This is a genomic window from Streptomyces sp. V1I1 (genome assembly GCF_030817355.1).
In the GTDB taxonomy this organism is placed as follows: domain Bacteria; phylum Actinomycetota; class Actinomycetes; order Streptomycetales; family Streptomycetaceae; genus Streptomyces.
Window position 1 is genome coordinate 2,988,250 of record NZ_JAUSZH010000001.1, and the last position, 13,939, is coordinate 3,002,188.

The following is a 13,939-nucleotide window of genomic DNA, read 5'->3' on the forward strand; positions in this document are numbered from 1 at the left end:
GGGCGACGGCATGGCTGAAGGTGGCCCCTTGACCGAGCCATGCCATAGCCCCACGATGTGCGCGAACAACCGAACAACCGATCCCAACAACCGAACAGACCGAACATCAGCCCGAACACCCGCACCACGACATGGCGTCGCAACCTGAACAACCCCCCACACTCCCCACCCAGGAGACAGCATGCGACTTCGCATTCGCGGCAGAAAGACCGTGACCCTCGCGGCCTTGCTGGCGCTCGCAGTAGCCGCCCCCTTCACGGCCGAGGCCGCGTCCCCGGACCCGAAGGCCGCGCCCTCACCGGCCGCCCCCGCCGAGGAGCAGATCCGGCAGTACGAGATCCATGGCGCGGCCGACGCCGCGGCCCGTACCGCACTCGCCGCCACCGGCGTATCGGTGGACGAGGCGGACGCCCACTCGGCCGTCGTCAGCGCCACCGCCACCCAGGCGAAGCGGCTGCGCGCACTCGGCTACCAGATCGAAGCGCTGCCCGCGCCGCCGGCCAGGACCGACGGACGGGCCGTCGAGCCATTCGACTTCCCGTCGGCAGACGCGCGCTATCACAACTACGCCGAGATGAACGCCGAGATCAACCAGCGGATCGCCGCCCACCCGAACATCATCAGCAAGCGCGTCATCGGCAAGAGCTACCAGGGCCGGGACATCATCGCGATCAAGATCAGCGACAACGTCGCGACGGACGAGAACGAGCCCGAGGTGCTCTTCACGCACCACCAGCACGCGCGCGAGCACCTCACCGTCGAGATGGCGCTGTATCTGGTGCGCGAACTCGGCGACGACTACGGCACCGACTCGCGGGTCACCAACGCCGTGAACAACCGTGAGATCTGGATCATCCCGGACGTCAATCCGGACGGCGGCGAGTACGACATCGCCACCGGCTCCTACCGCAGCTGGCGCAAGAACCGCCAGCCCAACTCCGGCTCCTCGGCCATCGGCACGGACCCCAACCGCAACTGGAACTTCAAGTGGGGCTGCTGCAACGGCTCTTCGGGCTCCCCGAGCTCCGAGACGTTCCGCGGCGCGCGGGCCGAGTCCGCGCCCGAGGTCAAGGTGGTCGCCGACTTCACGCGCAGCCGGGTCGTCGGCGGCAAGCAGCAGATCAAGGCGGGCATCGACTTCCACACCTACAGCGAGCTGGTTCTCTGGCCGTACGGCTACACGAACGCCGACACCGCCCCCGGTCTGACCCAGGACGACCGGGACGCCTTCGCCGCGGTCGGCAAGAAGATGGCCGCGAGCAACGGCTACACCCCCGAGCAGTCGAGCGACCTCTACATCACGGACGGTTCGATCGACGACTGGCTGTGGGGTAACCAGAAGATCTTCGCGTACACCTTCGAGATGTACCCGACGGGCTTCGGCGGCGGCGGCTTCTACCCGCCCGACGAGGTGATCGAGCGCGAGACGAACCGCAACCGGGACGCGGTTCTGCAGCTGGTTGAGAACGCCGACTGCATGTACCGCTCGATCGGCAAGGAGCAGCAGTACTGCGCGAGCTGACGGACAGGGGGCGCCCCGGGACAGTGTCGTCCCGGGGCGCCCTTCTGCGTACGTATCCCTGGCGCTAGGGCGTGTTTTAGAAGTCCCTCCCCCAGAGCTTCGCCTGGGAGGTGCCCCCACCCCGCGACGCCTGGCACGCACTCCCCCAGCTACCGCTGGGAGGTGCCCCCACGCGATGTTGTCGGAGTCGCCCAAGTACGTCCAGTACGAGGGCGATCCTCCGCCTTGCGATTGCACGCACCAGACGCCGCGGGGCCCGCCCTTCGGGCGGACGGCGCTACTTCTAAAACACGCCCTAGACCACCAGACTCAGCGCCGCCGCGACCGCGAAGCCCGCGACCGACAGCACCGACTCCAGGACCGTCCACGACTTCAGCGTGTCCCGCTCCGAAATCCCGAAGTACTTCGCCACGATCCAGAAGCCGCCGTCGTTGACGTGCGAGGCGAAGATCGAGCCGGCCGAGATCGCCATGATGACCAGCGCCAGGAAGGCCTGCGAGTGGTCACCGCCCTCGACCAGCGGCAGCACGATGCCGGCCGTGGTGACGATCGCGACCGTCGCCGAGCCCTGGGCCACGCGCAGCACCAGCGAGATCAGATAGGCGAGCACGATGATCGGCAGACCGATGTCGTTGAAGGTGTCGGACAGCGCCTGGGCGACGCCGCTGGCCTTCAGTACGGCGCCGAAGACGCCGCCCGCGCCGACCACGAGCAGGATGTTGCCGACCGGCTTCAGCGATGAGGTCGACACGGTCTCCAGGGACTTGCGGGACCAGCCGCGCCGGAAGCCGAGCAGGTAGTACGCCATCAGCAGCGCGATCGTCAGGGCGACGAAGGGGCTGCCGAAGAACTCGATGACCGAGCGCAGCGTCGAGGGGTCCAGCGCGATGGAGGAGAACGTCGCGGCGAGGATCAGGACGAGCGGCGTGCCGATGATGGTGAGGACCGTGCCGAGGGAGACCGGACGCTCCTGCGCGGTGCGTCCGGCGGCGGTCTGCTCGGCGGCGACGGCGGCCTTCGCGTCCTCCGCGGCCTCCACCATGTCCTGCGGGACCTCGACGAACAGGCGCTTGCCGATCCAGGCGGCGTAGACCCAGGCGGCCAGGACCGCCGGGAGGCCGACGACGATGCCCATCAGGATGACCCAGCCCAGCGAGACATGGAGCAGTCCGGCGGCGGCGACCGGTCCGGGGTGCGGCGGCAGGAAGGCGTGTGTCATCGACAGACCGGCGAGCAGCGGCATCGCGTAGAGGATGATCGACTTGCCGGAGCGCTTGGCGGCGGCGTACACGATCGGCGCGAGGACGAAGATGCCGACGTCGAAGAAGACCGGGATGCCGAAGATCAGTCCGGTGAGGCCCATGGCGAGCGGGGCGCGCTTCTCGCCGAAGAGGTGGAGCAGACGGCCGCTCAACACCTCGGCGCCGCCGGACACTTCGAGTATCGCGCCGAGCATGGTGCCGAGCCCGATGATGATCGCTACGTGCCCGAGGATGCCGCCCATGCCCTGCTCGATGACCGAGACGGCGGCGGACCTCTGGACGGTGCCGAAGAGTTCGGTGACGGAGAGACCGGCGGCGAGGCCGACGGCTATGGAGACGGCGAGCAGCGCGACGAACGGCTGCAGCCTGACCTTGATGATCAGGAAGAGGAGGAGCGCGATGCCGAGGGCGGCGACGGTCAGCAGACCGGCGGTGCCGTCGATGAGCAGGAGCAGTCCGCCGGTGTGTGGCGGGGCTGGTGGTGGGGAGTCAGCGGCTATGAGCATGGCGGGGGACCTCGTTGTTCGGGGGATTTTGGGTGTGGGGGATCACGGCGCGGCGCTACGGGGAAACGCGCCGCGTCGTGAAGTGCGGGGTAGAGCAAGATCAGCCGGAGGTCAGCCGAGGACTGCCAGGGCGTCGATCTCGATGAGGAGGCCCTGGGGGAGGCCGACGTACACCGTCGTACGGGCGGAGGCGGGCGCCTTGAGGCCCTGCTCTTCGAAGTACGCGTTGTAGATCGCGTTCATCTCGGCGAAGTGGTCCACGTCCGTGAGGTAGACGCGCATCATCATCACGTCGTCCCAGCCCGCGCCGCCCTCTTCGAGGACCGCCTTGACGTTGGCGAGGGTCTGGAGGGTCTGCTCGCGCAGGGTCGGCCCGGCGGGCGTCGGCGGCTGTCCCTCGACGGCGGGCAGGAAACCGACCTGACCGGCGACCTGGAGGATGTTCCCCTTGCGGACGCCGTGCGAGAACTGGGCGGGCGGGGCGGTGTGCGTGGCGGGGGTGATCGCGGTCTTCTCGGTCATGAGACTTCCTTCTGCGGGCCGGTCTTTTGCTGAGGGGATACAGCGCCTGAGTACTCCCGGCTGATGGCATCGGCCGTGCGGCGCACCACCGGAAGGAGGGTGAGGAGTTCCTCGGCCGTGACGACGACATTCGGCGCGGAGACCGACATGGCGGCGACGACGCGGCCGTCCGCACCGCGGACGGGGGCGCCGATGCAGTTGATGGACTCCTCGTGGCCGCCGAGGTCGGTGGCCCATCCCTGTTCGCGGACGACGGCGAGCTCCTTGAGGAACGCGGCGGAGTTCGGGATCGAACGGGATGTGTACATGGGGTAGTCGAGCTTCTCTGCGAGGGTGCGCCGCTCGGCCTCGGGAAGGTCGGCGAGCAGCAGCTTCGCCACCGCGGCGACGGTAATGGCCACGGGCTTGCCGATCCGCGAGTACATCCGGACGGGATAGCGGCTCTCGACCTTGTCGATGTAGAGCACTTCGCTCTCCTCGTACACGGCGAGGTGGATGGTGTGCCCGATCTGCTCGTTGAGCGCGACGAGGTGGGGGTGGGCGATCTCGCGCACGTCGAGATTCTCGACGGCCTCCTGGGCGAGGGCGAAGAGCCGGGCGCCGAGGCGGTAGCGCTGGTCCTGCTGGCGGTAGACGAGTCCGTGTTCGTGGAGCGTACGCAGCAGCCGCAACGCGGTGGACTTGTGCACACCGAGGCGCTCGGCGACCTGCCCGAGGTCGGCGGGCCCCTGGGCGAGCAACGGAAGGATGCTCAGCGCGCGGTCGACGGTCTGGCTCATGGGATACGTACCTCCTGCGGGTCCTGCGTGCCCTGCGGGTGCTGCTCCGCGGTCGCGGTCCAGCCGGGGCCGAGTCGCAGTCTCCCCCAGTCACGCGCGTCGACTGCGACCAGCCGGTCGGCATACGCCCGAGCGGGCGGCACGGCGAGATCCCCGGCGACGGTGAGGGTGGCGGCGGCCATGAGATGCCCGTACCGCAGCCGTTGGTGGGCGGAGAGGCCTCGGAGGGTGGCGGAGAGAAACCCGGCGGCAAAGGCGTCCCCGGCACCGACGGGTGCGACGACGTCGACGCGGGGTGCGGGCTCGTCCGTGACGGTGTCGGGGGGAAATCCAGCCCCGCCGGCGTCTGAGGCGCTGGGGGTCCCCCCACGCCCGCAGGGCGTAGGGGGCGGGTCCGGGGGCGGAGCCCCCGGTTCGGGATGGGGCGGGTAGGGGACAGGCGCCGCGCAGCGGGCGTACGCCATCGCCCCCCGCGCACCCCTCTTCACCACCAGGACCTCCGGTTCCGGCAGCGCCTCGCGGATCGCCGCCGCGCCCCGTACACCCCACGCCGCCTCCGCCTCGTCCTCGCCGACGAAGACGATGTCCGCACCCCGCGCCAGGTCCAGGAGCACCCGCGGGTCCGCCGCGTCCTGCCACAGGTTGACGCGGTAGTTCACGTCGAACGAGACGAGCGGACGGCTCGGGCTCCGCGTCGTGAGGGCGCGCATAAGGGACAGGCAGTCCGCCGAGAGCGCCGCCGTGATGCCGGACAGGTGCAGGATCCGCCCGGACCACAGGTCCTCGTACCGCATCGTCGACGGTGACATCGCCGACGCCGCCGAACCGGCGCGGTAGTAGACGACTTCCGCGCGGTCCGGCTCCTCGCCCGCCGTGCCTGTCGCCCGCTCGCCCGCCGTACGGAAGTAGATCCCCGTCGGCCGGTCCGGATCGCGCTGGACCGCCGACGTGTCGACGCCGTACGACGCGATCGCGGCCACCAGATGCTCGCCGAACCCGTCCGCACCCACCCGGCCCACCCACTTCGCGCGGTGCCCGGACGCCGCCAGACCGCACGCCACATTGGACTCGGCTCCGCCGATGCCGCGTACGAACGACGGCACATCGGCGAGGCGGCCCGGAGCCATGGGCACAAACGTGACCATGGACTCGCCAAGACAGACGATGTCCACGGCTCCGGTCGCCGTCGCGGTCACGGTCGCGGTCACGATCGCTCAAGCTCCTCATTGGTCGGCCGCCGGACATCATTGACCCGGCGTTGGCTGGGATGTTAGACAGCGCTAAGCGAAGTACGCAATGACCGTTGCACATAATGCAACGCAGTCAAGGCAGGCGACCTCAAGGAGGCCCCATGGCAGCCGACAACGCAGTCGGACGACTCGCCGACGAACCGGTCGACCACCGCTTCAAGGCACTCCCCCCGGACGCCGCAACCGCCGGCCTCACCGTCGGCGCCCTCGCCGCCGAGCGCCGCAACCTCTTCACCGGCGGCTTCACCACCCCCGTCCTCGCCCTCTCCGCCGAGTCCGTCGAGCACAACCTCGCCCTCCTCGAGACGTACTCCGAGCGCCACGGCCTCGCCTTCGCCCCACACGGCAAGACCTCCATGTCCCCCCAGCTCTTCGCCCGCCAACTGGCCTACGGCGCCTGGGGCATCACCGCCGCCGTCCCCCACCAGGCCCGCGTCTACCGCGCCTACGGCATCCAGCGGATCTTCCTCGCCAACGAGGTCGTCGACTCCGCCGCCCTCCGCTGGCTCGCGCACGAGCTGGAGGCCGACCCCGACTTCCGCTTCATCTGTTACGTCGACTCCGTACGCGGCGTCGAGCTGATGGACGAGGCTCTCCGGTCCGCGGGCACCACCCGCCCCCTCGACGTCGTCGTCGAACTCGGCGCCGGCGAGGCCGCCCGCACCGGAGCCCGTACGGAGTCCGACTGCGCGGCCGTCGCCGACGCCGTGGCCGCCACCCGTACCCTCCGCCTCGTCGGCGTCGCCGGTTACGAGGGCGAGGTCCCCCAGGCCGACGGCGACCGCGTCCGCGCCTGGCTGCACCGCCTGGTCTCCCTCGCCGCGGACTTCGACAAGGCCGGCCGCTTCGCTGCTCTGTCGCAGACGGAAGAGATCGTCGTCAGCGCGGGCGGCAGCGCCTGGTTCGACGCGGTCGCGGACGTCTTCGCCGAGATCCCCGAACTCTCCCTACCCGTACTGAAATTGCTCCGCTCCGGCGCGTACGTCTCGCACGACGACGGCCACTACCGCCACCTCACGCCCTTCAACCGCGTCCCGGACGAGGGCGCCCTCCAGCCCGCCTTCCGCCTCTGGGCCCAGGTCGTCTCCCGCCCCACGCCGGAGCAGGCCTTCGTCAACGCGGGCAAGCGGGACGCGGCGTACGACCTCGATCTCCCCGAGGCCCAGGTCGTACGCGACGCCCGCACCGGCGAGATCCGGCCGGCGCACGGCATCACGGTGAGCGGCCTGTCCGACCAGCACGGCTGGGTGCGTACGACGGAGGAGGCGGAGCTGGAGGTGGGCGACTGGGTCGGCATGGGTCTGTCCCACCCGTGCACGAGCTTTGACAAGTGGCAGTTGATCCCGTTGGTGGAGGCGGACGGCACGGTCACGGACTACATCCGCACGTTCTTCTGACCCCTGCGGGGCTGCTCCCCCACCCCGCCCCTTCCCTCAACCGGGGCTCCGCCCCGGACCCCCGTACGCCCTTCGGGCAACGAAGCCCCTCCGGCAATTGAGGAGCGGGGTCCGGGGCGGATCCCCGGCTACGGAAGCCCCGCCGCTGAAAGGTGACACCCATGGACCTGGTCATCCGCGACGCCCTCGTCATCGACGGCACCGGCGGCGCCCCCTACCGCGCAGACGTCGGCCTCGACTCCGGCCGCATCGCCGAGATCCGGCGAGACCGCGGCCCCCGCCTCAGCGCCCGCCGCACGCTGGACGCGCACGGCCTCGCCCTGTCCCCCGGCTTCATCGACATGCACGCGCACAGCGACCTCGCGCTGCTCCGCGACCCCGCGCACGAGGCGAAAGCCGCGCAGGGCGTGACCCTCGAAGTCCTCGGCCAGGACGGCCTCTCCTACGCGCCGGTCGACGACCGCACCCTCGACGCGGTCCGCAAAGCCATCACCGGCTGGAACGGCGGTGCGCCCGGGGACACCTCCATCGACTTCGACTGGCGTACGGTCGGCGAGTACCTGGACCGCCTCGACCGCGGCATCGCGGTCAACGCCGCGTACCTCATCCCGCAGGGCACCGTCCGGATGTACGCGGTGGGCTGGGACGACCGCCCCGCGACCGCCGAAGAGCTCACCCGCATGAAGCAGCTCGTCGCCGAGGGCCTGGAACAGGGCGCGGTCGGCATGTCGTCCGGCCTGACCTACACCCCCGGCATGTACGCGGGCGATTCCGAACTGACCGAGCTGTGCCGGGTGGTGGCCCGCTACGACGGCTATTACTGCCCGCACCACCGCTCGTACGGCGCCGGTGCCCTGCGGGCGTACGAGGAGATGGTCTCCCTCACCCGCGACGCCGGCTGCCCCCTCCATCTCGCGCACGCCACGATGAACTTCGGCGTGAACAAGGGCAAGGCTCCGGATCTGCTCGCCCTTCTCGACCAGGCGCTGGACGCCGGCGCGGACATCAGCCTCGACACGTACCCGTACACCCCCGGCTGCACCACGCTCGTCGCGATGCTGCCGAGCTGGGCGGGCGAAGGCGGTCCGGAGGCGGTGCTCGCCCGCCTCCAGGACGACGAGACCGCCGAGAAGATCCGCCACCACATGGAGGAGATCGGCGCGGACGGCTGCCACGGCGTGCCCATCGAGTGGGACACGATCGAGATCTCGGGCGTGAGCGACCCGAGGCTCGCGGGCTGCGTCGGCAAGACGATCGCGCAGTCGGCCGCCCAGCGCGGCGAGGCCCCGTGGATCACGGCCCGCCGACTGCTGATCAACGACCGTCTCGGCTCGACGATCCTCCAGCACGTCGGCCACGAGGAGAACGTCCGGCAGATCATGCGCCACCGGGTCCACACCGGCGGCAGCGACGGCATCCTGCAGGGTTACAAGCCGCACCCGCGGGCGTACGGCACCTTCCCGCACTATCTCGGCCGGTACGCGAGGGAGCTGGGCATCCTCACCCTGGAGGAGACGGTCGCCCACCTCACCTCCCGCCCGGCCGCCCGGCTGCGGCTGCCGGACCGCGGTCTGGTCCATGAGGGCTACCGCGCGGACCTGGTGCTGTTCGACCCGGACACGGTCGCGGCGGGCTCGACCTTCGAGGCCCCTCGTACGCTTCCGGTCGGCATCCCGCATGTGCTGATCGACGGCAAGTTCGTGATCGAGGACGGATCGCGTACGGACGTACTGGCCGGCCGCTCGGTCCGCCGGACGGAGCGCACGCCCGCCTAGTCAGCTCACTCCCCGCGGCCGGAACTGGATGCTGATGCGCGGCCCCACGGCGCGCGCCGTCTTCGGCACGGCGTGCTCCCAGGTCCGCTGACAGGAGCCGCCCATCACGATCAGATCGCCGTGCCCCAGCGGCCGACGCAGTGGGGCGCGGCCGCCCCTGCGGGGCCGCAGCACCAGATCGCGCGGTGCGCCGACCGACAGGATGGCGACCATGGTGTCCTCCCGGGCGCCGCGCCCCACGGTGTCGCCGTGCCAGGCCACGCTGTCGCGGCCGTCCCGGTAGTAGCAGAGCCCTGCCGTGGTGAACGGCTCGCCGAGCTCGGAGGCGTAATAAGCGCAAAGGGCAGCGCGGGCCTCGTCCAGGACGGGGTGCGGGAGGGCATCCCGCACCCCGTAGAAGGCGAGCAGCCGCGGCACTGCCACCACGTGCTCGTACATCTGCCGCCGCTCGGCACGCCACGGCACGCCGCCGGCGAGCTCCTCGAAGAGGGCGTCCGCCCCGCCGAGCCACCCGGGGAGCACGTCGATCCACGCCCCGTCCCCGAGCACGGTCCGCCGTACGTCCCTCAGCGGACCGAGTCGGATCTCGTCGGTCTGATCGAAGAGCGAACCCTGGAGATGTGCTGCCATACCTCCAGGGTACCCAGATAATCGAACATGTTGCCGAATCGGCTCACGGCCTGGGCAGCACGCAGCCCGGCCGGCCCAGGTCGATCTTGTTGTCGAGGCCGGCGCAGGGGACTATCCCGTATGTCTCCTGGCCGTAATTGATCCCGTGGCGGACCGTGACCGTGCCGTTCTCGTCGACCTCGCACGGGTTGTTGTCGGTGCAGCGCTGGCCGTCCTCGTTGCCCGTGTTGTTGACGGCGACGACCTTGCCGGTGGCGCTGTCGACGACGGGCGAGCCCGAGGTGCCGCCGATGGTGTTGCAGCTGGAGGTGTAGCGGACCGAGTCCTTCCAGGTCCACTCACCCTCCTTGAGGCGGTACGCGAAGCCGTCGATGTTGCAGCTGTAGATGCGCTTCCAGTACCCGGAGACAACCTTGATGGCGGTGCCCTGCACCGGGTGCACGGCGCCCAGTTCGAGCGCCTTGATGCCGTACCGGCTCTGTATCTGCTGGTAGGTGCTGGTGAGTTGGTACAGCGAGACGTCGGTGTCCGTCATCGTCGCGTACGCGATCTTGCTCGCCCGAAGTGTTGCGACTCTGCTGCCCGCGGAGTTGAGCAGGCTGAAGGAACGGCTGGACGGCTGGTCGACGATGACCTCGCCCGCGGCCGGGAAGCCGCTCTCTATGCAGTGCCCGTTGGAGAGTACGAGGGCGGGGTCGTCGGGCTCGGAGGCCGGCATGCGCACCACCGATCCGGAACAGTTGCTGAGCGCCACCGTCCCGGCGAAGTCGACTGCTCTGGCGTCGACTTGGGAAGCGGTGGCCGTGGCGCGCGACGCCGTGTCCGGGCCGGCGGCCGCGACCGCGGGTGCCGTGCTTGCCCCGAGGAGTCCGAGGACGAGCAGGGCGCCGGCGAGAGGCTTGTTCATGTGGGGGTCCCCTCTTGCGACTTCTGACCGAAGGGTTCCTTCGGTTTGTCATGTGCATTGTTGGGGGATCGGCCGCGGTCGACAAGGGACGGATTCCGGTCAGGCGCTGCGTCGCACAAGGAGAACTGCGGCTGTCAGCCGCGTAGTTGGCTCACCGGCAGCAGAACGTGGGCCGCAGTGGTGAGCGTCCGCTCGTCGCCGAGGAAGGACTGGAGCGCTTCCTCGGTGACAGGCCTGCCCGGAACCGCGTCCGGCCAGGGGCGGCTGGCGATCAGGAGGTGCGCATGACCGCGCTCTTCCGCGGCACGGAGCCACTCCGGCGGGGCGGGGCACTGGGCGCTCAGATAGGGCATGTTGAGGACGGCCCGGCCGCCCTCAACGAGCAACCTGATCGGGGAACTGGGTGAGCGGGTCCTGTCGGCCATGTCGCCGCCGGCCGAGAGCCCGACCTCCTCGATCACCGCCAGCACGGCCGCCTCCCCCGCCTGCGCACCGTCGGCGCCGTCGCCGAGGGAGTAGGCGAGCAGATAAGGCATGTCATGCCCCTCATCGGGGTCACCGATCCATGCGAGCACCGAAAGGGTGCCCAACTGGCTGCGCCGAACAGCGTTCTTGGAAGAGCTGGCTGTGGTCATGGTCCGGCACCCTAGTGCCCTGCCAACGCCCTTCTCCTCACCCCTTCACCTGGATGGCCGAAGGCGTCAGCCGCCAATTCCGCAATTCCCCACCGTGCCTCGCCGAGGGCGAAAATCCGTTCCCGCCGTACTCCACCTCCGTACCACGGCAGTGACTTCGCCCCGCGGGCGCGCGTTGGCCGACTTATGGCAAGGACTACCGCATCTGCCCGATGGCAGCGCGTCCAGACGGCCACAGTGCCGAACCCGGTGAGTTCGCCGACCGGGACCCCGATCTACGAACAGCTCGTACGGGAGTGGGCTGCCGCCGACCGCACGCTGCCAGGCCTGCCCGACATGGAGTGGAGCCTGCTCGCCCACTATCCGGCGCAGTCGGGCGGCGAACCGGAAGGCCGCCCCGGTCCGCCGCCTCAGCGCAGGGGCTGGCTCCATGACCGCCACCCGGTCTGATCCCGCCGAGGCCGTGGAATGCAGGGGTTTCCGCTGCAGCCAGAACTCGTTACCCATGTCGACGGCGGCGACGAACGCGGCCGGAGAAAGGGATGCGAAAAGATGAAGTACTCGCGGGTTGCCGCAATCGTTGCCGGTTCCGTCGTGGCGATGGGGGCCTCTCCCGCCTTCGCCGCCAGTACGGCGCCCATGCCTCCCATGAGCCTCAACGGTGGCCTTGAGACCCTCGGCTCGGCGTCGGCTCTGGATCTGACCGACGGGCGTTCCGCGGTGAACTCGGTCGCCGACACCGCGACCGACCTCAACAGCGTCAAGGGCTCCACCCCGCGGCAGGCCCTCAAGACTGCCGCCGAAGTCACCCCGCTGCTGGGTGGCGTCGAGCTGGGTGGCTGAACCGGCCTTCCATGACCGCGCGTTCAGCAGGGGGTGCAGCCGTCAGCGGCTGCACCCCCTGCCGTTCCGTGCGTCCAGGCCAGGGACACAACGCCGGGGTGGTGCCACCGGCCAGTACCGGCGACACCACCCCGATGCGAAGCGCGGTCAGCCGTTTTCCGCGATGTTGCCGAAGGCCGGGTTGAGGGCGCCGATGACGTTGGCGCTGTTGCCCGACAGGTTGACCGGCAGGTGCAGCGGGACCTCCGCCAGGTTGCCGGTCAGCGCACCCGGTGAGTTCTGGGCAACGCCAGTCGTGCCGGCGTCGGCGAAGGCGGATCCGGCAGCGGATCCGGCAGCGAGACCAGCGGTGGCGAGAACCAGGGCGGCCTTCTTGACAGAATTCATGGATAGCACCTTCTGTTCGATGTTTTGCCCGACGTAGGGCTCACACGAATCGAAACGGATTGCCCCCCGCAGATGACACGGCCCAAGACGTCGGTACCCCCTGTTCGGCCCAACGCCCCTATTAGCAGCGCAATACGTGATCCGCTTGTCGGCGCGTCGCGTCGTACGGGCCATTTGGGTGAACCCGGGGAACCAACCTCCCGAGGGAGTAGTTCTCCAGGGCGCTCCAGTAGCGGGCATCGACGCGACCACGCGATCATGCAACAGAAGGACGGAACATGCTCAAGAAGGTTATGACGACTGCGGCACTGACCCTTTCCGTGGCGGCCGCGGGAGCGACAATGGGCGCCGCAGGCCATGGCCATCGGCGACGACGGCGGTACGACGTCGCAGAGCGGAAACGACGCCCAGCAGACGTTCGGCAACTCCGAGACCTTCGGGGACATGAGCCCGCAGATCGGCCTCATCCAGGGCTCGCTCAACAAGCCCTGCGTCGGTCTTCCCGCCAAGGCCGACGTCGGCTCCCTCGTCGGCGTCGTACCGGTCTCGGCCCAGGACATCCCGATCCTGTCGGCCCCGCAGACCCAGCAGTGCAGCGAGAACTCCACCCAGGTCAAGGGTGACGAGCCGCTGTCGCACGTCCTCAGCAGCATCCCCGTCCTGTCGGGCAATGGCGAGGGCAACGGCTGAGTCCCAGCGGCAGACCGAAGTCCCCGTCGCCAGTTGCCGGGGACTTCGCTGCGTCTGCGGCGGCCTCTGTCCGGGTCAGCTGGTCCAGAAGTCCCACCAGCGGGTCAGGACGAGCATCCCGATGATGCCGATCCAGATCACCGGCGGCATCCAGTGGAACTCCAGCAGCCCCTTGCGCAGTCCCTCCGGGACCCTGATGACGCGGTGCTTGATGTTGTGCACGGTGACGTAGCAGAACATCACGATCGTGGCGGCCCAGGCCAGACAGCACCACAGGCACAGGGCGTTGATGCTGTACAGCGACTGGTACTGGAGCCAGGTGCAGAAGCCGACGCCGAAGAGGGTGCCGGCGTTGAGACCGAGCCAGTACCAGCGCCGGTAACGCGCACCTGCCAACAGCGCGACACCGATGGCGATCACCATCGCGTACGTGACAAGCCCCAGCATCGGATTCGGGAACCCGAACGCCGACGCCTGCTCGCTCTTCATGATGTTCCCGCAGGACACCACCGGATTCAGACTGCACCCCGGCGTGAAGGACGGGTCCTCAAGCAGCTTGAACTTGTCGATCGTGATGACCCACGAAGCCAGCAGCCCGGCCGCACCCGTGATCACCAGAAGCCACGCGAAGCCACGACTGCCGCCGACTTCTCCCTCGACATCCCGTCGCCTTCTCCCATGACCGACGGGCACCGGTCCGGTCGCTGTAATTGTCATATGGTTTCACCGTTCTGATAGCGGACTGGGGGCCCGACTGTGCCTCGATCAAGAATGGCGAATGCCCGCCAAAATCAATTCGGCAAACGGATGAAACCGGGCCCTGTAGATCATCGA

At 69.3% G+C, this 13,939-nt stretch carries 14 protein-coding genes and 1 pseudogene; 6 read left to right on the plus strand and 9 right to left on the minus strand.

All coding sequences use genetic code 11. From position 1 onward, the window contains the following. Window positions 1–181 precede the first annotated feature (181 nt). Window positions 182–1,522 carry a M14 family metallopeptidase gene (locus tag QFZ67_RS13935; protein WP_307661417.1) on the plus strand — a complete coding sequence of 447 codons (1,341 nt, stop codon included), beginning with the start codon at window positions 182–184 and terminating at the stop codon, window positions 1,520–1,522. Window positions 1,523–1,817: 295 nt separating this feature from the next. Here the strand turns inward: QFZ67_RS13935 and QFZ67_RS13940 are convergent, their stop codons facing one another. The 4 genes from QFZ67_RS13940 to QFZ67_RS13955 form a co-directional block, all read right to left on the minus strand. After that, window positions 1,818–3,290 (minus strand): GntP family permease, encoded by a 1,473-nt coding sequence (locus tag QFZ67_RS13940; protein ID WP_307661418.1) that lies wholly within the window; start codon window positions 3,288–3,290, stop codon window positions 1,818–1,820. Window positions 3,291–3,401: 111 nt separating this feature from the next. Then, a complete protein-coding gene (locus tag QFZ67_RS13945) occupies window positions 3,402–3,812 on the minus strand; it encodes a RidA family protein (protein ID WP_307661419.1) in 411 nt (136 codons plus the stop codon). Further along, window positions 3,809–4,591 carry an IclR family transcriptional regulator gene (locus tag QFZ67_RS13950; protein WP_307661420.1) on the minus strand — a complete coding sequence of 261 codons (783 nt, stop codon included), beginning with the start codon at window positions 4,589–4,591 and terminating at the stop codon, window positions 3,809–3,811. Before QFZ67_RS13950 ends, QFZ67_RS13945 begins: the two co-directional genes overlap by 4 nt. Then, window positions 4,588–5,736 (minus strand): sugar kinase, encoded by a 1,149-nt coding sequence (locus QFZ67_RS13955; RefSeq protein WP_373430220.1) that lies wholly within the window; start codon window positions 5,734–5,736, stop codon window positions 4,588–4,590. The genes QFZ67_RS13950 and QFZ67_RS13955 overlap by 4 nt, the downstream gene beginning before the upstream one ends. A 206-nt stretch (window positions 5,737–5,942) precedes the next feature. Between QFZ67_RS13955 and QFZ67_RS13960 the strand changes: the two genes are divergently transcribed. After that, window positions 5,943–7,238: an amino acid deaminase gene (locus QFZ67_RS13960; protein WP_307661422.1), complete on the plus strand. Its 1,296-nt coding sequence runs from the start codon at window positions 5,943–5,945 to the stop codon at window positions 7,236–7,238. Window positions 7,239–7,399: 161 nt separating this feature from the next. Further along, window positions 7,400–9,013, plus strand: coding sequence for an amidohydrolase family protein (locus QFZ67_RS13965; RefSeq protein WP_307661423.1), 1,614 nt, complete (start codon window positions 7,400–7,402; stop codon window positions 9,011–9,013). Here QFZ67_RS13965 and QFZ67_RS13970 read toward each other — a convergent pair whose 3' ends face one another. From QFZ67_RS13970 to QFZ67_RS13980, 3 genes are all read right to left on the minus strand, one after another. Next, complete coding sequence (locus tag QFZ67_RS13970; protein WP_307661424.1) at window positions 9,014–9,643, minus strand: alpha-ketoglutarate-dependent dioxygenase AlkB; 630 nt, start codon at window positions 9,641–9,643, stop codon at window positions 9,014–9,016. Window positions 9,644–9,686: 43 nt separating this feature from the next. Next, window positions 9,687–10,550, minus strand: a complete 864-nt coding sequence (locus tag QFZ67_RS13975) for a serine protease (protein WP_307661425.1) — start codon at window positions 10,548–10,550, stop codon at window positions 9,687–9,689. Window positions 10,551–10,684: 134 nt separating this feature from the next. Continuing rightward, window positions 10,685–11,185 carry a DUF5949 family protein gene (locus tag QFZ67_RS13980; RefSeq protein ID WP_307661426.1) on the minus strand — a complete coding sequence of 167 codons (501 nt, stop codon included), beginning with the start codon at window positions 11,183–11,185 and terminating at the stop codon, window positions 10,685–10,687. A gap of 249 nt (window positions 11,186–11,434) precedes the next feature. On the opposite strand from QFZ67_RS13980, the gene QFZ67_RS13985 reads away from it, so the two are divergent. Both QFZ67_RS13985 and QFZ67_RS13990 read left to right on the plus strand, forming a co-directional pair. After that, window positions 11,435–11,635 (plus strand): hypothetical protein, encoded by a 201-nt coding sequence (locus QFZ67_RS13985; RefSeq protein ID WP_307661427.1) that lies wholly within the window; start codon window positions 11,435–11,437, stop codon window positions 11,633–11,635. Window positions 11,636–11,833: 198 nt separating this feature from the next. Continuing rightward, window positions 11,834–12,028, plus strand: a complete 195-nt coding sequence (locus QFZ67_RS13990) for a hypothetical protein (protein WP_307661428.1) — start codon at window positions 11,834–11,836, stop codon at window positions 12,026–12,028. 147 nt (window positions 12,029–12,175) lie between these two features. On the opposite strand, the gene QFZ67_RS13995 is transcribed toward QFZ67_RS13990, so the two are convergent. After that, window positions 12,176–12,415 (minus strand): chaplin, encoded by a 240-nt coding sequence (locus tag QFZ67_RS13995; protein WP_307661429.1) that lies wholly within the window; start codon window positions 12,413–12,415, stop codon window positions 12,176–12,178. 278 nt (window positions 12,416–12,693) lie between these two features. On the opposite strand from QFZ67_RS13995, the pseudogene QFZ67_RS14000 reads away from it, so the two are divergent. Next, window positions 12,694–13,105 (plus strand): annotated as a pseudogene (locus QFZ67_RS14000) (rodlin). Between the two features lie 75 nt (window positions 13,106–13,180). Here QFZ67_RS14000 and QFZ67_RS14005 read toward each other — a convergent pair. Beyond that, window positions 13,181–13,822: a vitamin K epoxide reductase family protein gene (locus tag QFZ67_RS14005; RefSeq protein WP_307661430.1), complete on the minus strand. Its 642-nt coding sequence runs from the start codon at window positions 13,820–13,822 to the stop codon at window positions 13,181–13,183. Between the last annotated feature and the right edge of the window lie 117 nt (window positions 13,823–13,939).

Bases quoted from the DNA above. Each gene is read 5' to 3' on its own strand.
- QFZ67_RS13935 (WP_307661417.1), top strand. From the start codon at position 182: ATGCGACTTCGCATTCGCGGCAGAAAGACCGTGACCCTCGCGGCCTTG.
- QFZ67_RS13940 (WP_307661418.1), bottom strand. From the start codon at position 3,290: ATGCTCATAGCCGCTGACTCCCCACCACCAGCCCCGCCACACACCGGC.
- QFZ67_RS13945 (WP_307661419.1), bottom strand. From the start codon at position 3,812: ATGACCGAGAAGACCGCGATCACCCCCGCCACGCACACCGCCCCGCCC.
- QFZ67_RS13950 (WP_307661420.1), bottom strand. From the start codon at position 4,591: ATGAGCCAGACCGTCGACCGCGCGCTGAGCATCCTTCCGTTGCTCGCC.
- QFZ67_RS13955 (WP_373430220.1), bottom strand. From the start codon at position 5,736: ATGGTCACGTTTGTGCCCATGGCTCCGGGCCGCCTCGCCGATGTGCCG.
- QFZ67_RS13960 (WP_307661422.1), top strand. From the start codon at position 5,943: ATGGCAGCCGACAACGCAGTCGGACGACTCGCCGACGAACCGGTCGAC.
- QFZ67_RS13965 (WP_307661423.1), top strand. From the start codon at position 7,400: ATGGACCTGGTCATCCGCGACGCCCTCGTCATCGACGGCACCGGCGGC.
- QFZ67_RS13970 (WP_307661424.1), bottom strand. From the start codon at position 9,643: ATGGCAGCACATCTCCAGGGTTCGCTCTTCGATCAGACCGACGAGATC.
- QFZ67_RS13975 (WP_307661425.1), bottom strand. From the start codon at position 10,550: ATGAACAAGCCTCTCGCCGGCGCCCTGCTCGTCCTCGGACTCCTCGGG.
- QFZ67_RS13980 (WP_307661426.1), bottom strand. From the start codon at position 11,185: ATGACCACAGCCAGCTCTTCCAAGAACGCTGTTCGGCGCAGCCAGTTG.
- QFZ67_RS13990 (WP_307661428.1), top strand. From the start codon at position 11,834: ATGAGCCTCAACGGTGGCCTTGAGACCCTCGGCTCGGCGTCGGCTCTG.
- QFZ67_RS13995 (WP_307661429.1), bottom strand. From the start codon at position 12,415: ATGAATTCTGTCAAGAAGGCCGCCCTGGTTCTCGCCACCGCTGGTCTC.
- QFZ67_RS14005 (WP_307661430.1), bottom strand. From the start codon at position 13,822: ATGACAATTACAGCGACCGGACCGGTGCCCGTCGGTCATGGGAGAAGG.